Source organism: Micromonospora sp. NPDC048898 (assembly GCF_043198035.1).
Taxonomy (GTDB): Bacteria; Actinomycetota; Actinomycetes; order Mycobacteriales; family Micromonosporaceae; genus Micromonospora.
The window spans coordinates 134,193-152,551 of sequence record NZ_JBICUF010000014.1 but is presented as its reverse complement, the minus strand read 5'-3'; the positions used below and the strand labels follow the sequence as shown (position 1 = coordinate 152,551).

Below are 18,359 nucleotides of genomic sequence, written 5' to 3'. Positions count from 1 at the left end.
CCAGGGCGGCTCGACCGGCCCCACGGCGCCGGCAGCCGACGTGCGACAGGAGGTGCGGAGGATGGGTCTCGACGACCGGAAACTCGCCGTGCTCCGCGCGATCGTCGAGGACTACGTCTCCACCCAGGAGCCGGTCGGCAGCAAGGCGCTTGTCGAGCGGCACCAGCTCGGGGTGTCCCCGGCCACGGTCCGCAACGACATGGCCGTGCTGGAGGAGGAGGGCTACATCCGGCAGCCGCACACGAGTGCCGGCCGGGTGCCCACCGACCGCGGCTACCGGCTCTTCGTCGACCGGTTGTCCCGGGTCAAGCCACTCAGCCCGGCCGAGCGGCGGGCCATCGAGCGTTTCCTGGTCGGCGCGGTCGATCTCGACGACGTGGTGCACCGCACGGTGCGACTGCTCGCCCAGCTGACCCGGCAGGTGGCCGTCGTGCAGTACCCGAGCCTGGCCCGATCCTCGGTTCGGCACCTGGAGTTGGTGCCGATCTCCACCACCCGGCTGATGCTCGTCATGATCGCGGACACCGGGCGGGTCGAGCAGCGGCTGGTGGAGCTGCCCGGGCCGGTGCCGGCCGACGACGTCATGGACCTGCGCCGGCTGGTCAACGAAAAGCTCGCCGGCGCGCGGCTGTCCGACACGCCACCGTTGGTGCAGGCGCTTGTCGAGGAAGCGCCGGCCGGGCTGCGTCCGACCATGACCACGCTCGCCACCGTCCTGCTGGAGACGCTTGTCGAGCGGCACGAGGAACGCATCGCGCTGGCCGGCACCGCCAACCTCACCCGGGGCGGTCTGCTCGACTTCCAGGGTTCCCTGCGCCCGATCCTCGAGGCGTTGGAGGAGGAGGTCGTGCTGCTCAAGCTCATCGGCGAGACCGAGCCGAGCACGACCCGTGTGCTGATCGGCGACGAGAACGAGTTCGACAACCTGCGGGCCGCCTCCGTGGTCAGCACCGGCTACGGCCCGGGCACCACCATCCTGGGTGGCCTGGGGGTGCTGGGGCCGACGCGGATGGACTACCCCGGCAACATCGCCACGGTCCGCGCCGTGGCACGCTACGTGGGCGAGTTGCTGGCCCAGAACTGATTGGTCAGGGCCGATGCGGCCGGCTGCGGCCGCCGACCGGCACAACGCGAGACGAACATGAGGACACGGAACGCAGTGGCCAGGGACTACTACGGCATTCTCGGTGTCAGCCGGGAAGCCTCCGATGACGAGATCAAGCGCGCCTACCGCAAGCTGGCACGCCAGTTCCACCCGGACGTCAATCCGGACCCGGAGGCTCAGGAGAAGTTCAAGGACATCAACGCCGCGTACGAGGTCCTCTCGGACGACCGGAAGCGGCAGATCGTCGACCTGGGTGGCGACCCGCTCGCCCCGGGTGGCGGCGGCGCCGGCGGTCCGGGCGGTCCGGGTGGTGCCGGCGGCCCGTTCGTCGGTTTCCAGGACATCATGGACGCGTTCTTCGGTGGCGCGGCCGGTGGTGCCCGGGGCCCGCGACCACGGACCCGCCCGGGTGCCGACGCGATCCTGCGACTCGAACTCGACCTGCACGAGACGGCGTTCGGTGTCGAGGCGCCGATCACCGTCGACACCGCCGTGCTCTGCACCACCTGCTCCGGTGCCGGCACGGCCGCCGGCACGCACCTGGCGACCTGCGAGGCGTGCGCCGGCCGCGGTGAGGTGCAGTCGGTGCAGCGCACCTTCCTCGGCCAGGTGGTCTCGGCCCGGCCGTGCACCGTCTGCCAGGGTTACGGCACCACCATCCCGCACCCCTGCCCCACCTGCGCCGGTGACGGCCGGGTGCGCACCCGCCGTTCGCTGACCGTCAAGATCCCGGCCGGCGTCGAGGACGGCATGCGGATCCGGTTGGCCCAGCAGGGCGAGGTCGGTCCGGGCGGCGGCACCGCAGGTGACCTCTACGTGGAGATCCACGAGCGGCCACACGACGTCTACTCCCGCAAGGGCGACGACCTGCACTGCCGCGTCACGGTGCCGATGACCGCGGCGGCGCTCGGCACCCGGTTGACCATCAAGACCCTGGACAGCGAGGAGACTGTCGACGTCAAGGCCGGCACCCAGCCGGCCAGCACGCTGCGACTGCGTGCCCGGGGCGTGCCCCACCTGCGCGGCACCGGCCGAGGTGACCTCTACGTGCACCTGGACGTGCGCACCCCGACCAAGCTCGACCCCGACCAGGAGAAGATGCTGCGCGACTTCGCCAAGACCCGCGGTGAGGAGGTCGCCGAGTTATCCAAGCAGGGCGGCTTCTTCTCCCGGATGCGCGACGCGTTCAACGGGCACGCCTGAGGTGTCCGCGCCGCTGTTCCTGGTGGAGGCGCTGCCCACCGGCGACGCGCTGACCCTGGACGGCCCGGAGGGGCACCACGCCGCCACCGTGCAGCGGAGACGCGTCGGCGAAGAGCTGCTGCTCGCCGACGGCCGGGGTGGCACGGCCGCCGCCGTGGTCACCGCCGTCGGCCGGGGCAGCCTGGAGGTCACCATCACCTCCCGGGGGTACGCGGACGCGCCGGTCCCCCGGATCGTCACCGTGCAGGGCATCGCCAAGGGCGACCGGGGCGAACTGGCCGTGCAGGCGATGACCGAGGTCGGGGTGGACGAGATCGTGCCCTGGGCGGCGTCGCGCTCGGTGACCCAGTGGCGCGGCGACCGGGGCGTACGGGCCCGGGAGAAGTGGGTGGCCACCGCTCGGGAGGCCGCCAAGCAGGCCCGCCGCCCGTGGCTGCCGGTGGTGGCCGGTGCGCCGGACGAGTCCACCGCCACCGTCGCCCGCCGGATCGCCGGCGCCGCCGCCGGGTTCGTGCTGCACGAGGAGGCCGAGGAGCGGCTGACCACCGCCGACCTGCCCACCGCCGGTGAGATCGTCCTGGTGGTCGGTCCGGAGGGCGGCATCGCCCCGGCGGAGCTGACGGCGTTCCGGGAGGCGGGCGGCCAGCCGGTGCGACTCGGGCCGTCGGTGTTGCGCACCTCGACGGCCGGAGTGGCCGCGCTCAGCGTGCTCGCGACCCGCCTCGGCCGCTGGTAGCGCGTCGCCGCGCATCCTCAGCGAGATCTTGGAAGGAAAGGGCCCTTCCAGGGGCACTTTCCTTCCAAGATCTTGTCGGAGCTCCGTCAGCTGCGCAGGTAGGAGGCGCCGTTGAGGTCGACGATGGTGCCGGAGGCCCACTCGGCCTGCGGCGAGGCCAACCAGTGCACGGCTGCGGCGATCTCCTCCGGCTGGGCCACCCGGTCGAACGGGCTCTGCGCCCGGATGGCCGCGCCGCTCTCGCCGCGCAGGTGCTCGGTGGTCATGTCGGTCGCCACGAAACCCGGCGCGACAGTGGCGACCGTGATGCCGTACGGCGCGAGCGCCACCGCCAGGGACTGACCGAGCGCGTTCAGCCCCGCCTTGCTGGCGCCGTACGCCGGCTGGTCCGGCTCGCCGCGAAACGCGCCCCGGGACGAGACGTTGACAATCCGACCGCCACGCTCGCGCATGTGCTGGGCGGCGCACCAGGTGACGTTGCCGGCACCGGTCAGGTTGGTCTCCAGCACCTGCCGCCAGCGCTGCTGCCACTGCTCGTAGGAGGCGCCGAAGATCGGGTGCGGGTCGTCCCGGTCGCCGTACGTGCCGGCGTTGTTGACAAGCACATCCAGCCCGCCGAGCAGTTCGGCGGCCTGGTCGACCATGGCCCGGACCGCGTCCGGGTCGGTGAGATCGGCGCGGACCACCACGTGCCCGGCGCCGGGCAGCAGTGCGCGTACCTGCTCGGCCGCGTCGGCGGAGTCGCGGTGGTGGATCGCCACCCGGTCACCTCCGGCAGCGAACGCTGTCGCCACCGCGCGGCCGATCCCACGCGAGGCCCCGGTCACCAGTACCGCCCGATCCGTCATGGCGGCCATCCTGCCTCAGCCGTCGCTTCCCCGCGAACGGGCCGGAGCGCCCCCGGCCCGTCATTCCCTAGACTGCCCCGATGGGATCCGACTGCCTGTTCTGCCGCATCGTCGCCGGGGAGATCCCGGCCACCGTGGTTCGGGAGACCGAGACCACGCTCGCCTTCCGTGACATCGACCCGAAGGCGCCGGTGCACGTCCTGGTCGTTCCGAAGGAGCACTACGCCGACGTCGCCACCCTCGCCCAGGGTGACCCGGCGCTGGCCGCCGACGTGCTGGCGACGTCCGCCGCGGTGGCCGAGGACGAGGGCCTGCTCGGTGATGGTTTCCGGCTGATGTTCAACACCGGCGCGTACGGCGGGCAGGAGGTGTTCCACGTGCACGCGCACCTGCTCGGTGGTGCACCGCTCGGCCCGATGCTCGCCCGGAACCTCGCGTGACGGCCGTCCCCGACGTGCACGAGCGGCTGGGTCGGCTGGTCCGCAGGGTGCAGGCCGACGCCCGGGTGCCGGCGGTGTCGGCGGCGCTGCACCGGGCCGACCGACCGCTGTGGAGCTGCACCGTCGGCGCGACCGGCACCGACAACCCGCTGGGGCCCGGCACCCAGTTCCGGATCGGCTCGGTCACCAAGACCTTCACCGCGGTGCTCGTCCTGCAGTGCCGCGACGACGGGCTGCTGGACCTGGACGACCCGGTGGGCCGGCACCTGGACCTTCCGGCACACGGCGAGCTGACCGTCCGCCGGCTGTTGTCGCACACCGCCGGCCTGCAACGCGAGCCGTTCGGTGACGTCTGGGACAGCCTGCGCGCGCCGGACGCCGACCGACTGGTGGCCGAGCTGGACCGGGCCGAGCGGGTGCTGCCGACGGCCCGGCGGTTCCACTACTCCAACCTCGGGCTGGCCGTGCTCGGTCAACTTGTCGCCCGGCTGCGTGGCGCGAGCTGGGCGCGGTCGCTCACCGACCGGATCCTGACCCCGCTGGGGCTGGCCGACACCACCGTGACCCCGCGGCCGACGGCGGCCACCGGGTTCCTGGTCGACGCGTACTCCGACGAGGCGCACCCGGAACCGCCCACCGACTTCGGCGCGGTCGGCCCGGCCGCCCAGCTCTGGAGCACCGCCACCGACATGGCGCGCTGGGCGGCGTTCCTCGCCGACCCGGCCGCACTGGACCCGGCCGGCGCGGTCCTCGCCGCCACCACGCTTGACGAGATGCGCTGGCCGCTGACCACCACCGACGAGACGCTCTGGGGCGCGGGCTTCGGGCTCGGCCTGATCCTCGTCCCGCAGGGGGAACGGGTGGTGCACGTGGGGCACGACGGGGCGATGCCCGGTTTCCTCGCCGGGGTGTACGGCCGGCGGGGCGGCGACGGCACGGCCGGCGCGATGGGTGCCGCGGTGCTCGGCTCGTCCGGCACGGCGGCTGAGCTGTTCGACCTGCCGCACCAGTTGCTCGCCGCGGCGGTCGAGCACGACCCGGCCGAGATCGAGCCCTGGCGGCCCGGCCCGCCAGCTCCGGCGGACCTGCGGGGAGCGCTCGGCCGCTGGTGGGGCGAGGGCTTCGAGTACGTCTTCTCCTGGCACGACGGCGCCCTGCGGGCGCGCGGGGCGGCCGATCCGGCCGGACGTCCGCCGGCGATCTTCACCCCGTTGCCGGACCAGCCGGACGTGTTCCGCACGGTCTCCGGTCGGGAGGTCGGTGAGCTGCTGCGGCTGACCCGCGACGAGGCCGGCGCGGTGGTCCGGATGCACTGGGCGACGTACCGGTTCACCCGTCACCAGGAGACCTTCGACAGGTACGACTTCCGGGCCGGGCGTTGATCGCGGCCAGCGAAAATGGGCGCGGTGCGGCCCGCGTTGAACGGATACGATGGGTGTAACGTCCGCACGCCGTGCCAGCAGGGCCGGCGCCGAGATCGAGAGCAGGTGCGCAGGGCCCTTCGGCCCAACCTATGACCGGCACCCCACCTCCCGGCCCGCCCCGGGTGCAGACCAAGATCACCGTGCCTGACTCGAAGATCATGGTCAATCTGCTCGGCGCAGGCGACGAGATCCTCCGGCTCGTCGAACGCTCGGTCAGCAGTGACGTGCACGTTCGCGGCAACGAGATCACCATCACCGGTGACCCCGCGGACAACGCCCTCGCCGAGCGGGTCTTCAGCGAGCTGCTCGAACTCATCGAGAAAGGCGAGACCCTGACCACTGACGCCGTCCGGCGTACCGTCGGCATGCTCGAAGAGGGCAGCGCCGAGCGGCCCGCCGAGGTTCTGACGCTCAACATCCTCTCCCGTCGCGGGCGCACCATCCGCCCCAAGACGCTCGGGCAGAAGCGGTACGTCGACGCGATCGACACCCACACCATCGTCTTCGGCATCGGCCCGGCCGGCACCGGCAAGACCTACCTGGCGATGGCGAAGGCCGTCCAGGCGTTGCAGGCCAAGCAGGTCAACCGGATCATCCTGACCCGGCCGGCGGTGGAGGCGGGTGAGCGACTGGGTTTCCTGCCCGGCACGCTCAACGAGAAGATCGACCCGTACCTGCGCCCGCTCTACGACGCGCTGCACGAGATGCTCGACCCGGAGACGATCCCGAAGCTGATGGCCCAGGGGACGATCGAGGTCGCCCCGCTGGCCTACATGCGGGGCAGGACGCTCTCCGACGCGTTCATCATCCTGGACGAGGCACAGAACACGACGCCCGAGCAGATGAAGATGTTCCTCACCCGGCTCGGCTTCAACTCCAAGATCGTCGTGACCGGTGACATCACCCAGGTGGACCTTCCCGGCGGGACCAGCAGCGGTCTGCGGGTCGTCCGGGAGATCCTGGAAAACGTCGACGACGTGCACTTCGCCCAGTTGTCCAGCTCCGACGTGGTTCGCCACCGGCTGGTGGGGGAGATCGTCGACGCGTACGCCCGCTGGGACGCCGAGCGGGAGAACCAGCAGGCGCAGGGCGTCCACGCCGTGCCCGGGCGACCCGCCCAGGGCGGCCGGGCCGGCCGCCGCCGCTAAAGCAGAGGAAAGCAGTTGTCCATCGAGATCGCCAACGAGTCCGGTGTCGAGGTCGACACCGATGCCGTGCTCGCCGTCGCCCGGCACGCCCTCGACGAGATGGGGGTCAACCCCCTCGCCGAGTTGTCCGTGCTGCTTGTCGACATCGACTACATGACCGAGCTGAACCACCGCTGGATGGGTGGCGACGGTCCGACCGACGTGCTCGCGTTCCCCATGGACGAGGGCAGCGTCGACCACGGCCCGGGGGAGTCCGCACCCGCCGGCGGCGAGCCCGCCCTGCTCGGCGACATCGTGCTCTGCCCGGAGGTCGCGGCCAAGCAGGCGGCGACCGCCGGGCACGCCTCGGCCGACGAGCTGCACCTGCTCACCGTGCACGGGGTGCTGCACCTGCTCGGCTACGACCACGCCGAGCCGGAGGAGGAGCGGGAGATGTTCGCCCTCCAGGCCCGCCTGCTGTCGAGCTGGCGGTCGACCCGCACCCAGTGATGTCCACTCCTCCGTTACTGGCGGCCGGCGCCACCGCCGGCCTTCCCGACCTGCAGCTGATCGTCTTCGCGGCCGGCCTGGTGGTGTTGGCCGGCCTGATCGCGATGACCGAGGCGGCGCTCGCCGCGATCTCGCCGGCCCGCGCCGCCGAGCTGGCGCGCGACGGTGTGCGGGGCGCCCGCACCCTGCAGGCCGTGGCCGGCGACGTCGTCCGGCACCTCAACCTGCTCCTGCTGTTGCGGCTGCTCGCCGAGCTGACCGCCACCACCCTGGTGGCGCTTGTCGCGGTGGACAGCTTCGGCGCCGGCTGGCGGGCCGCGCTGGTCACCGCCGGCGCGATGACCGTGGTCAGCTTCGTGGTGGTCGGTGTCGCCCCGCGCACCATCGGCCGGCAGCACGCGTACGCCGTGGGTCGCGCGGTGGCGCCGCTGGTCCGCTGGCTGGGCCGGGCGCTCAACCCGCTCGCCTCGCTGCTGATCCTGATCGGCAACGCGGTCACGCCGGGCCGCGGCTTCCGGGAGGGGCCGTTCGCCAGCCAGGTGGAGTTGCGTGAGCTGGTCGACCTGGCCGAGCAGCGCGGCGTCGTCGAGCACGGCGAACGGCAGATGATCCACTCGGTCTTCGCGCTCGGTGACACCATCGCCCGTGAGGTGATGGTGCCGCGTACCGAGATGGTGTGGATCGAGGAGGGCAAGACGCTCGCGCAGGCGCTCGTGCTCTTCCTGCGTTCCGGGTTCTCCCGCATCCCGGTGATCGGCGAGAGCGTCGACGACGTGCTCGGTGTGCTCTACCTCAAGGATCTGATCCGGCGTTCCCGCGGTGGAGACCCGGCGGCCGAGCAGTTGCCGGTGGCCGAGCTGATGCGCCCGGCGACCTTCGTGCCGGAGTCCAAGCCGGTCGACGACCTGCTGTCGGAGATGCAGGCGGCCCGCAACCACCTGGTCATCGTGGTCGACGAGTACGGCGGCACCGGCGGCCTGGTCACCATCGAGGACATCCTGGAGGAGATCGTCGGTGAAATCACCGACGAGTACGATGTCGAACGCCCGCCCGTCGAACGTCTGACGGACTCCTCGGTGCGGGTGACCGCCCGCCTGCCGGTGGAGAGTCTGGGCGAGATGTTCGACACCGACCTGCCCACCGACGAGGTGGAGACGGTCGGTGGCCTGCTGGCCCAGTCGTTGGGGCGAGTGCCGATCCCCGGCGCGGAGGTCGAGGTCGCCGGTCTCCGGCTGCTCGCCGAGGGCACCACCGGCCGGCGCAACCGGATCGACACCGTCCTGGTCAGCCGGGTGGAGTCGGGCCATGAGCAGGACACCGCGGGGCGTGGCGAGCACGCCGGCCCCGGGGACGACACGACCAACTACCGAGACGACGAGAGGCAATCCGCCGATGCCTGACACACCCCCCGTGCCTGCCGCTCGGCCCGCCCCCGGCGCGCCGACACCCCTGAGCGCCGAGGACGCCAAGCTGGTCGTCCTGGCCCGGGGAGCCCGCGGCCGGGTCGCCGCCGTGGAGGGCGCCGCGGTCCGTGATCAGGACGGCCGGACGTACGCGGCGGCCAGCGTCGCGTTGCCGTCGCTGACCCTCACCGCGTTGCAGTTGGCTGTCGCGTCGGCCGTGGCGGCCGGGGCGAGCCGGCTGGAGGCCGCGGTGGTGGTGACCGAGGCGTCGACACTCGACGGCGCCGGGCACGCGGCCGTGCGTGACCTCACGGTGGACGCGCCGATCCACGTGGCCGCGCCGGACGGCACGGTCCTCGGCACGGTGGCGCAGTGAGCTCCGTGCCGGACCCGCAGGCACGGCCGTACCGGGCCGGGTTCGGTTGCTTCGTCGGCCGGCCCAACGCCGGCAAGTCGACGCTGACCAACGCCATCGTCGGCACCAAGATCGCGATTACCTCGAACAAACCGCAGACCACCCGGCACGTCATCCGGGCCGTGCTGCACCGCCCGGAGTCGCAGCTGGTCCTTGTCGACACACCGGGTCTGCACCGGCCCCGTACGCTGCTCGGCGAACGTCTCAACGACCTGGTCCGGTCCACCTGGACGGAGGTCGACGTGATCGGCCTCTGCATCCCGGCCGACGAGCCGGTGGGGCGCGGCGACCGGTTCATCACCGGCGAGCTGGCCGAGCTGAAGGCCACCGTGTTGGCGGTGGTCACCAAGACCGACCTGGTCGACAAGCGCCGTCTGGCGGAGCAGTTGCTCGCGGTGAGCCAGATGGGGGAGTTCGCCGAGATCGTGCCGGTGAGCGCCGTCTCCGGGCACCAGGTGGACACGCTCGTCGACGTGATGACCAAATACCTGCCGCCGTCGCCGCAGCTCTACCCGGACGACATGCTCACCGACGACCCCGAGCAGGTGCTGGTCGCGGAGCTGATCCGGGAGGCCGCCCTGGAGGGCGTCCGGGACGAGCTGCCGCACTCCATCGCCGTGGTGGTGGAGGAGATGATCCCCGAGGGTCAGGTCATGAAGATCTACGCCGACCTGTACGTGGAACGGCCCAGCCAGAAGGCGATCGTGCTCGGCCACAAGGCGAGCCGGCTCAAGGAGGTCGGCACCAACGCCCGCCGGCAGATCGAGGAGCTGCTGGGCGGCCGGGTCTATCTCGACCTGCACGTGCGGGTCGCGAAGGACTGGCAGCGCGACCCGAGGCAGCTGCGCAAGCTGGGCTTCTGAGCGTCCTCACCGAGGCGGCCAACCGGCCCCGCCGCCAAGCGGCCCCCCGCCCGGCTTGAGGCCGAGCGGCGCGGCAGTGCGGCCATGAGGCCGGGGAGCGGCGGTGGCGAGCGGCGCCGTCAGCGCTGGCTGATGGTGACGTTGCCGCTGCCGGCCGAACCGTCGAGCACCAGTGACGCAGCCGGGTCGTCGGCGACGGTGACCCGCGCGTCGCCGGAGCCGGTGTTGGACCGGACCCGGTAGCTGCCCGCCGGCACCAGCAGCGTGACATCACCGCTGGAGGCATGTGCGCGGGCGGCGGCGGGCTTGTCCAGCTCGACGTTGACGTTGCCGGACCCGGCCTCCGCGTCGACCGCGCCACCCAGCCGGCGTGCGGTGATGTCCCCGGAGCCGGCGCGCAGCCGGACCGCCCCGCTGGCCTCACTCACCTCGATGTCACCGGAACCCGTCTCGACCCCGACCGCGCCGGACGCGCCGACGATCCGTACGTCGCCGGAGCCCAGCCGCAGATCCACCGTGCCGACCCGGCTCAGCTCGACGTCGCCGGAGCCGGACTCGCCCTGGAGAGCCACACCCTCCGGCAGGGCCACCTCGTAGGAGATGCTGCACCTGTCGCCGCAGTCGGTGTCCAGCACCAACTCGCTGCCCTTGATCTCGTACCGGGCCTGGGGCTCGCCACCCTGGTAGCGCACCACCCGCTTGATCCGTGCCTCGCCCTCCGTGCCGTTGCCCCGGACGATCACGTCGCCCGCACCCGGCAGGACCCGGATGGTGGTGATCTTCGCCGCCTCGGTGTCGTCGTAGTCGAGCCGACGCATGGCCAGGTTGTCGCACCCGGCGAGCAGGATGAGGGTGGTTGCCAGGCCCAGAGCGACGGGTGCGGTGGCGCGACGACGGACGGCGGCGGTGGTGGGGTGCATTGCCATGACCAGCACGCTACGACCGGTGACGAGTCGGGCGCATCGGGGTTCGTCCGCGCGTCCACCCCGAACCAACCCTGATTTCACACCCCGAGGGAGAATGGCCCGATGGCCGGGTATCGCCGACAGCTCTACCGCGACGACGCGGTGGTGCTGCGTGTGCAAAAGCTCGGCGAGTCCGACCGGATCATCACCCTGCTCACCCGTCGGCACGGCCGGCTACGCGCGGTGGCCCGGGGCATCCGCCGCACCACCAGCAAGTTCGGCGCCCGGCTGGAGCCGTTCGGCCACGTCGACCTCCAACTCGCCGGCGACCCGAAGGGCAACCACGGCAGCTCGCTGCACAGCGTCAGCCAGGTCGAGGGCATCGACCTGTACGGCAAGCGGTTCCTCGGGGACTATCCCCGCTACACGGCGGCCAGTGCGATCGCCGAGACCGCCGAGCGGCTGACCCCGGTCGAGCGAGAGCCGTCGCTGCGGCTGTTCCAGCTCACCGTCGGCGCGCTGAAGGCGCTGTCCCGGGGTGAGCACGCCACCACGCTGGTCCTCGACGCGTACCTGCTGCGGGGGATGGCCCTCGCCGGCTGGGCGCCAGCGCTGATCGCCTGTGCGGTCTGCGGCACCCCCGGGCGACACCGGGCGTTCTCCGTGCCGGCGGGTGGCGCGGTCTGTCCGGACTGCCGACCACCCGGCGCGGCCCACCCCGCGCCGGCCACCATCGACCTGATGTCCGCACTGACCACCGGCGACTGGGTGCTGGCCGACGCCACCGACACCGGCGTACGCCGGGAGTGCAGCGGGCTGGTCGCGGCTCACCTGCAGTGGCACCTGGAGCGCGCGCTACGCTCGCTGCCGCTGGTCGACCGGGGTCCCTCGGCGGCCGGCACGGCCTCGCCGCCGGACGGCGCCGGGGTCGTGGTGCTCCGGCCGCGTGGCGACGTCGAGTCCGGGGCGGACGGCACGAACAGGGAGTGACCGAGTGATCCGATCGAAGAAGGCGGGCCGGCGCGAGCCGACGCCGCCGACACCGCACCCGACCGGCGCCCGGCCGCCGGCGCTGCCCACCGAGGCGGTGCCGAAGCACGTGGCTGTGGTGATGGACGGCAACGGTCGCTGGGCCAAGGATCGTGGGTTGGCGCGCACCAAGGGTCACGAGGCGGGAGAGCACAGCCTCTTCGACACCATCGAGGGCGCGATCGAGATGGGCATCCCGTACCTGACTGCGTACGCGTTCTCCACCGAGAACTGGCGGCGCTCGCCCGACGAGGTCCGGTTCCTGATGGGGTTCAACCGGGACGTGATCCGTCGTCGCCGTGACCAGTTGGTCGACCTCGGCGTACGGGTGGTCTGGTCGGGCCGGTCCGGCCGGTTGTGGAAGAGCGTCATCTCCGAGTTGCAGACCGCCGAGGAGATGTCCCAGGACAACTCGACGTTGACCCTGCAGTTCTGCGTCAACTACGGCGGGCAGGCCGAGATCGGCGACGCGGCCGCCGCGATCGCCCGCGACGTGGCCGCCGGCCGACTGGATCCGGCCAAGGTCACTGAGAAGACCGTGGCGAAATACCTCTACCACCCGGAGATCCCGGAGGTGGACCTGTTCCTGCGTCCCTCCGGGGAGGAACGGATCTCCAACTTCATGCTCTGGCAGTCCGCGTACGCCGAGCTGGTCTTCCTGGACACGCTCTGGCCCGACTTCGACCGCCGCCACCTCTGGTATGCGTGCGAGTTGTACGCGCAACGGGACCGACGCTTCGGCGGCGCACTGCCCAACCCGGTCGCCCCGGTGATCTGAGCCAACGCGCTTACTCTCCCGTCACTCTGGGTATCACCCATGTCAGAAGCCACTGACGGAGGTGAACCCACATGATCCAGAAGCGCATTGCCCAGTGGGCGGTGATGGCGGTTGCGGTGCCCCTGGCGGCTGCCGGTGCCCGCCGGCTCAGCCACACCCTGGAGGCCCGCCGTGGTCCCTCCGGGGTGACCCGGTTGCTGACCAAGGGCGCGGACCTGATGCGTCCCCAGAAGGCCAAGCGTCGCCGCTTCTTCTAAACAACCCGCCCGTCCCCGGCGCCGCCCGCACCCTCCCGGTGCGGGCGGCACCGTCGTCCCACCCCCACTCCGTCCCACCCCCACTCCGTCCCACCACCCCGCCCGGCCCTCCCCGCTCTGCCGCCCCCGCCTCCGCCTCCGCCTCCGCCTCCGCCTCCGCCTCCGCCTCCGCCCGGGGTCGATCATGGAGTTGTGGTGGCCGGATCAGCCGCATTTACGACTTATGTTCACCACCACAAGTGCATGATCGACCCCGGACGGGGCGGGGTGGGGTTCGTGCGGGGTGGCGGGGTGGGGGTGGAAGGGTGGCGGGGTGGGGGTGTGGTGCTGTTCCGGGGTGGTGGGGGAGTGGGGGCGGGTAGGGTCCGGAGGTGGTGGGACGACGGCGGTTGGGGTGGAAATGCGGGATCTCCGGTTCAAAATGATCATGGCGTTGAACGCCGCCGATCTGGGTGAGCCGATCTGTGCGCAGGTTGCCGACATCTGTGCCGAGATCGCCGAGCAGCACTGCGCCGAGTTCGGTCACACACCGCAGATCCGCACCGGTGAGATCGCGGAGCTGGCCACCGGCGAGCCGGCCCTGACCTGGGCGTCGTCGACACCCGACGCCGGGCAGCGTGCCTGGTGACCGCGCCCGCTCCCGCCGTCGACGTGCGTCGCGCCGATGATCGCTTCGCCACCCGGATCTCCTGGCTGGACTCCAAGCACTCGTTCTCGTTCTCCCGGCACTACGACCCGGCCAACACCCACCACGGTCTGCTGCTGGTCAACAACGACGACGTGGTGCGGCCGGGGGCCGGCTTCGAAACCCACCCGCACCAGGACATGGAGATCATCACCTGGGTGCTGCGCGGCTCCCTGGTGCACCAGGACTCCACCGGGCACTCCGGGGTGATCTACCCGGGCCTGGCCCAGCGGATGAGCGCCGGCACCGGCATCCTGCACTCGGAGAAGAACGACGCCTGGCGACTCGACAACCAGGAGCCGCACACCGACCCGGTCCACTTCGTGCAGATGTGGGTGCTCCCCGACGAGCAGGGTGTCGACCCCGGCTACGAGCAACTGGAGATCGAGGACGAGCTCCTCCGCGGCGGCCTGGTGCCGATCGCCTCCGGAATGGACCGCTACGACGGTGCGTCCGCGATCCGGATCCGCAACCGGTACGCGACCCTGCACGCCGCCCGTCTCGCCCCCGGCGACGAGGTCACCATCCCCGACGCACCCTTCGTGCACCTGTACGTGCCCAACGGCACAGTGACCCTGGAGGGCAGCGGCCCGCTCGGCACCGGCGACGCGGTCCGGCTCACCAGGACCGGAGGCCGGCGCGTCACCGCCGACGAACCGGCCGAGATCCTCGTCTGGGAGATGCACGCCACCGTCGCCTGACCGTCGCCCGGCCGGGAGGCGCGCACCGCCCTGCTCCATGAGCGCACATCGCCCTGCTCCGTGAGCGCACACCGCCCTGCTCCATGAGCGCGCACCACCCTGCCCCCATGACCTCGCCCGAACATGGATGTAGTGGCCTCCCGAGGGCGGAAGGCCACTACATCATGGATCGAGCACGATCACGGCGCTGCGGGGCGCCGCGCCGACTACGCCGGGGACTCGGCGCGGTCGCCGGCCCAGGTGGTGTGGAACGAGCCCTCACGGTCGACCCGCTGGTAGGTGTGCGCGCCGAAGTTGTCCCGCAGACCCTGGATCAACGCGGCGGGCAGGCGCTCGGCGCGCAGCGCGTCGAAGTACGCCAACGACGACGAGAACGCCGGGGTCGGCACACCGGCCCGGGTCGCGTCGGCCACCACCCGCCGCCAACTCGGCACGCCAGCGGCGACCGCCTCGGCGAAGTAGGGCGCCACCAGCAGCGTCGGCAGGTCCGGCTTCTCGTCGTACGCCTCGCGGATGCGGTCGAGGAAGCGGGCCCGGATGATGCAGCCGCCCCGCCAGATCGTCGCCGTGCCGCCGAGGTTGATGTCCCAGTTGTACTCCTGGCTGCCGGCGCGGATGTGGTCGAAGCCCTGCGCGTACGCGACGATCTTTGAAGCGAGCAGCGCCCGGCGGACGTCCTCGACGAACGCGTCCCGGTCGGTGACCTGCCACTTCTCACCCGCGTCCGGGAACGCCCGGCGAGCGGCCTCGCGCTGGTCGACGTGCCCGGAGAGCGAGCGGGCGAAGGTCGCCTCGGCGATTCCGGTGATCGGGATGCCCAGATCCAGGGCACTCTGCACGGTCCACCGGCCGGTGCCCTTCTGCTCGGCCCGATCCTGCACGACGTCGATGAAGGGGCGGCCCGTCGCCGCGTCGGTGTGCGCGAGCACATCGGCGGTGATCTCGATGAGGAACGACTCCAACTCGCCGCCGTTCCACTCGCGGAAGATCTCCGCGATCTCCGCCGGCTTCGCGCCCAGGCCGGCCCGAAGCAGGTCGTACGCCTCGGCGATGAGCTGCATGTCGGCGTACTCGATGCCGTTGTGCACCATCTTGACGAAGTGCCCGGCGCCGTCCGGCCCGACATGGGTGCAGCACGAAACGCCGTCCACCTGGGCGGCGATCTTCTCGAACATCGGCCCGAGCTTGGCGTACGACTCGGCGGAACCGCCGGGCATGATGCTCGGCCCGAGCAGCGCGCCCTCCTCGCCACCGGAGACGCCGGTGCCGCTGAAGTGCAGCCCCTGCGCGCGCAGCGCCTCCTCTCGACGGCGGGTGTCGGCGAAGTGGGCGTTGCCGCAGTCGACGATGATGTCGCCCTCCTCCAGCAGGGGCACCAACTCGTCGATCACCGCGTCGGTGGGTGCACCCGCCTTGACCATCACGATCACCGCGCGGGGGCGTTCCAGTGACGCCACGAAATCGGCCATCGTCTCACCGGGCACGAACGTGCCCTCGTCGCCATGCTCGGCGACCAGGCTCCGGGTGCGCGCGGGCGTCCGGTTGTGCACCGCCACCGTGAAGCCGTTGCGGGCCAGGTTGCGGGCCAGATTTCGGCCCATCACCGCCAGCCCGGTCACACCGATCTGCGCCGTCGCCTGCTCAGCCATTCGTGCCGCCACCTCTCGTCACCACTATCAGCGTTTGGAAACTTACCGTGATGTGAGCCGATCTGGACCAGTGATCCACCTCCCGTTTCTGCGAACAACATGCACGTTGCGCATGTGGCCTGGGCTCTCCGCAGTGCAGCCGGTAGGCCGTACAGGGAAACCTGTCGCCAACCCACGCCGCGCGCGTCAGCCTTCGGCGAGGCGGGCTTCGATCCGGGCGATCTTCCCGTTGAGTGCGTCGGTGACCCCGGGCCGGACGTCGGCCTTGAGCACCACACTCACCCGGGGCGCCTGCGCGGCGACCACGTCGACCGCCCGTTTCACCACCACCATCACCTCGTCCCATTCACCCTCGACGGTGGTGAACATGGCATCGGTCCGGTTGGGAAGGCCGGAGGCACGGACCACCCGCACCGCCTCGGCGACCAGGTCGCCCACGGAGTCGTCACCGCCGAGCGGGGTGATCGAGAACGCGATAAGCATGTGCCGATCGTGCCAGTAAAAACGGATGCGCGTCCGGTCGGGCGGTGGCTAGGGTACGGACATGCGTAACTGACGCCCCACTTCCGAGCCGGCCGCCGTCCCGCGTCGCGGTCCGTGCGCTCCCGGGCGTCCCGCATCTCCTCCCCGCCGTTCGGCGGCGCTGGCCCTGCCTGGCCCCGGTGAGCAGTCCCTTCTCCCTTCGACCGCCGCGCAACGGCGGTCACCAGCCGATCCGACCGACCGCCGCAGCGCGGGGCCGGCCGTGCCGGTCGGCACTGACGGAGGTCAGGATGCCCGCGAGGCGTAACCCGAAGAAGTCCCGTACGACGAAAGCGACGCCGCTCGGCATCGACCCGGCGGCCGGCCACGGCCCGCTCCCACCCACTCTCCCCGACCTGGACCGCGCGCTCGAACCGCCCCTGCCGCCGATGCCGATGGCTGTCGAGGACGCGCTGGCCGGGCCGGCGGTGCTGGCGGAATCGACGGTGCTGGCCGGGCCGGCGCTGCCGGCGGCTGTCCCGGACGAGTTGGCTGTTCCGGTCGAAGTAGCGGTGCCGGTCGCCGGGCCGGCAGCGGTCGACGCGCCGGCCGCTGTCGATGTGCCGGCGGTTGTCGACGCGCCGGCGGTGGGGGATCTGCCGAAGCCGACCGGGCGACCGAAGGCACCGACGGCCGGGCCGCCGCAGGGTGGCGGCAACCGCTCCGGCGGCGGACGCAGCCAGCAAGCTGGCCAGACCCGCCGCTACGCCTTCCGCCGCAGCTGATCGAGCCGCCCGCTGCCCCCAGCCCCACCTCGCCCCGCGATCTTGCACTTTCTGCCCCGACGAAACCGGTATAACGGCATGAAACGGCGACAGAAACTGCAAGATCGGCGGGGCGGGGCGGGGCGGGCCGCGGGACCGGCTGGGGTTTAGCTGATCAAGGGGCGGAAGGTGCCCGCGATGATGCTTGTCGTGAGGGCGGCGCCGGCCAGCACTACCGCCCCGGCGATGAGGAGCGCGTCGGCGCGGGTGAAGTGCTGACGGCGGGCGACGGTTCGGGGTGTGCCGGCGTCGAAGCCGCGGGCGTCCATCGCCACGGCGAGCCTGGTGCCCCGGCGGATCGCCCCGACCAGCAGCGCGAACGCGGTGGAGGCGAACAGTCGCAGCTTCGCCACCGGGTTGCGGCCCGCGTCGACGCCGCGTGCGCGTCGGGCCATGCTGATCATCTGCCACTCCTGACCGAGCAGCGGCACCAGACGGAACGCGGCCAGTGCCCCGATGGCGAACCGGGCCGGTGCCTTCATGTTCTGGATCAACGCGTCGGCCAGGTCGGTGGGGTCGGTGGTCGCGAAGACGATCACACCGGGCAGGGCCACCGCGAAGACCCGCAGCACCAGACCGAGGGCGGTGAGCAGCACGCCGGTGGTCACCAGGATCGGTCCCGCGTCCAGGAGGACCCGGCCGGACCGGTCGGCGGCGAAGAGCACCAGGGTGACCAGGATGCCGGCGGCACTGAGGAGCAGTGGCCAGGCCCGTCGGGCCAGCACCCGGTAGCCGATGCCGAACAGCGGCAGCACGGCGAGTTCGAGCGCGATGGCGATCGCCGGGGCGAGGGGGTCCAGGGTGGCCAGCAGCGTGAACGAGAAGATCAGCGCGGCGGCGACCTTCGCCACCGGGTTGCGCCGGGCCAACGGCGCATCGGGCGCGGCGACCGGCTCGATGCTGATCATCGGACGTCGCCCCGGCCAGGCGGGCCCGCCGGTCGGCCTGGCCGGTCGCCTGCCGTCGGCCGGTCTGGCAGGTCTGGCCGCTCGCCT

The 18,359-nt window shown here is 71.9% G+C and carries 21 protein-coding genes; 16 read left to right on the top strand and 5 right to left on the bottom strand.

The genetic code is table 11. The features are described 5' to 3' along the window. The first annotated feature begins 61 nt into the window (after positions 1–61). From hrcA to ACGFIQ_RS28475, 3 genes are all read left to right on the top strand, one after another. Positions 62–1,084, top strand: a complete 1,023-nt coding sequence (gene hrcA / locus ACGFIQ_RS28485; protein ID WP_357077100.1) for a heat-inducible transcriptional repressor HrcA — start codon at positions 62–64, stop codon at positions 1,082–1,084. A gap of 75 nt (positions 1,085–1,159) precedes the next feature. Further along, complete coding sequence (gene dnaJ, locus ACGFIQ_RS28480; RefSeq protein WP_357559521.1) at positions 1,160–2,308, top strand: molecular chaperone DnaJ; 1,149 nt, start codon at positions 1,160–1,162, stop codon at positions 2,306–2,308. Between the two features lies 1 nt (position 2,309). Next, the gene (locus ACGFIQ_RS28475) at positions 2,310–3,044 is read left to right on the top strand and encodes a 16S rRNA (uracil(1498)-N(3))-methyltransferase (protein ID WP_393248559.1); all 735 of its coding nucleotides are present in this window, start codon (positions 2,310–2,312) and stop codon (positions 3,042–3,044) included. Between the two features lie 86 nt (positions 3,045–3,130). On the opposite strand, the gene ACGFIQ_RS28470 is transcribed toward ACGFIQ_RS28475, so the two are convergent. Continuing rightward, positions 3,131–3,892, bottom strand: coding sequence for an SDR family NAD(P)-dependent oxidoreductase (locus tag ACGFIQ_RS28470; RefSeq protein ID WP_393248558.1), 762 nt, complete (start codon positions 3,890–3,892; stop codon positions 3,131–3,133). A gap of 80 nt (positions 3,893–3,972) precedes the next feature. Between ACGFIQ_RS28470 and ACGFIQ_RS28465 the strand changes: the two genes are divergently transcribed. From ACGFIQ_RS28465 to era, 7 genes are all read left to right on the top strand, one after another. Next, positions 3,973–4,332 (top strand): histidine triad nucleotide-binding protein, encoded by a 360-nt coding sequence (locus ACGFIQ_RS28465; RefSeq protein WP_393248557.1) that lies wholly within the window; start codon positions 3,973–3,975, stop codon positions 4,330–4,332. Beyond that, on the top strand, positions 4,329–5,714 hold the full coding sequence (locus ACGFIQ_RS28460; protein ID WP_393248556.1) for a serine hydrolase domain-containing protein: 1,386 nt from the start codon (positions 4,329–4,331) through the stop codon (positions 5,712–5,714). Before ACGFIQ_RS28465 ends, ACGFIQ_RS28460 begins: the two co-directional genes overlap by 4 nt. A gap of 131 nt (positions 5,715–5,845) precedes the next feature. Then, positions 5,846–6,904 (top strand): PhoH family protein, encoded by a 1,059-nt coding sequence (locus ACGFIQ_RS28455; protein ID WP_393248555.1) that lies wholly within the window; start codon positions 5,846–5,848, stop codon positions 6,902–6,904. Between the two features lie 15 nt (positions 6,905–6,919). Continuing rightward, positions 6,920–7,393, top strand: a complete 474-nt coding sequence (gene ybeY, locus ACGFIQ_RS28450; protein ID WP_357077118.1) for an rRNA maturation RNase YbeY — start codon at positions 6,920–6,922, stop codon at positions 7,391–7,393. Then, the gene (locus ACGFIQ_RS28445) at positions 7,369–8,793 is read left to right on the top strand and encodes a hemolysin family protein (protein WP_393248622.1); all 1,425 of its coding nucleotides are present in this window, start codon (positions 7,369–7,371) and stop codon (positions 8,791–8,793) included. Before ybeY ends, ACGFIQ_RS28445 begins: the two co-directional genes overlap by 25 nt. After that, entirely contained in the window at positions 8,786–9,172 is a 387-nt protein-coding gene (locus ACGFIQ_RS28440) for a cytidine deaminase (RefSeq protein WP_393248554.1), read from the top strand. Before ACGFIQ_RS28445 ends, ACGFIQ_RS28440 begins: the two co-directional genes overlap by 8 nt. Then, entirely contained in the window at positions 9,169–10,074 is a 906-nt protein-coding gene (gene era, locus ACGFIQ_RS28435; RefSeq protein ID WP_393248553.1) for a GTPase Era, read from the top strand. Before ACGFIQ_RS28440 ends, era begins: the two co-directional genes overlap by 4 nt. Before the next feature lie 119 nt (positions 10,075–10,193). On the opposite strand, the gene ACGFIQ_RS28430 is transcribed toward era, so the two are convergent. After that, positions 10,194–11,000, bottom strand: a complete 807-nt coding sequence (locus tag ACGFIQ_RS28430; RefSeq protein ID WP_393248552.1) for a DUF4097 domain-containing protein — start codon at positions 10,998–11,000, stop codon at positions 10,194–10,196. 102 nt (positions 11,001–11,102) lie between these two features. Here ACGFIQ_RS28430 and recO point away from each other — a divergent pair, with 102 nt between their 5' ends. The 5 genes from recO to ACGFIQ_RS28405 all read left to right on the top strand — a co-directional run bounded on the left by recO (position 11,103) and on the right by ACGFIQ_RS28405 (position 14,429). Next, positions 11,103–11,969 carry a DNA repair protein RecO gene (gene recO, locus ACGFIQ_RS28425; RefSeq protein ID WP_393248551.1) on the top strand — a complete coding sequence of 289 codons (867 nt, stop codon included), beginning with the start codon at positions 11,103–11,105 and terminating at the stop codon, positions 11,967–11,969. 4 nt (positions 11,970–11,973) lie between these two features. Continuing rightward, on the top strand, positions 11,974–12,786 hold the full coding sequence (locus ACGFIQ_RS28420; protein WP_393248550.1) for an isoprenyl transferase: 813 nt from the start codon (positions 11,974–11,976) through the stop codon (positions 12,784–12,786). Positions 12,787–12,857: 71 nt separating this feature from the next. Then, the gene (locus ACGFIQ_RS28415) at positions 12,858–13,043 is read left to right on the top strand and encodes a hypothetical protein (protein ID WP_179780512.1); all 186 of its coding nucleotides are present in this window, start codon (positions 12,858–12,860) and stop codon (positions 13,041–13,043) included. Positions 13,044–13,470: 427 nt separating this feature from the next. Further along, a complete protein-coding gene (locus ACGFIQ_RS28410; RefSeq protein ID WP_393248549.1) occupies positions 13,471–13,671 on the top strand; it encodes a thioredoxin reductase in 201 nt (66 codons plus the stop codon). After that, on the top strand, positions 13,668–14,429 hold the full coding sequence (locus tag ACGFIQ_RS28405) for a pirin family protein (RefSeq protein ID WP_357077136.1): 762 nt from the start codon (positions 13,668–13,670) through the stop codon (positions 14,427–14,429). The genes ACGFIQ_RS28410 and ACGFIQ_RS28405 overlap by 4 nt, the downstream gene beginning before the upstream one ends. A gap of 206 nt (positions 14,430–14,635) precedes the next feature. Here ACGFIQ_RS28405 and gndA read toward each other — a convergent pair whose 3' ends face one another. Further along, entirely contained in the window at positions 14,636–16,078 is a 1,443-nt protein-coding gene (gene gndA / locus ACGFIQ_RS28400; RefSeq protein ID WP_393248548.1) for an NADP-dependent phosphogluconate dehydrogenase, read from the bottom strand. Positions 16,079–16,264: 186 nt separating this feature from the next. Next, positions 16,265–16,561 (bottom strand): MTH1187 family thiamine-binding protein, encoded by a 297-nt coding sequence (locus ACGFIQ_RS28395; protein WP_393248547.1) that lies wholly within the window; start codon positions 16,559–16,561, stop codon positions 16,265–16,267. Between the two features lie 290 nt (positions 16,562–16,851). On the opposite strand from ACGFIQ_RS28395, the gene ACGFIQ_RS28390 reads away from it, so the two are divergent. Continuing rightward, complete coding sequence (locus ACGFIQ_RS28390; RefSeq protein WP_393248546.1) at positions 16,852–17,325, top strand: hypothetical protein; 474 nt, start codon at positions 16,852–16,854, stop codon at positions 17,323–17,325. A gap of 146 nt (positions 17,326–17,471) precedes the next feature. On the opposite strand, the gene ACGFIQ_RS28385 is transcribed toward ACGFIQ_RS28390, so the two are convergent. Beyond that, positions 17,472–18,272, bottom strand: coding sequence for an energy-coupling factor transporter transmembrane component T family protein (locus ACGFIQ_RS28385; RefSeq protein WP_393248545.1), 801 nt, complete (start codon positions 18,270–18,272; stop codon positions 17,472–17,474). Between the last annotated feature and the right edge of the window lie 87 nt (positions 18,273–18,359).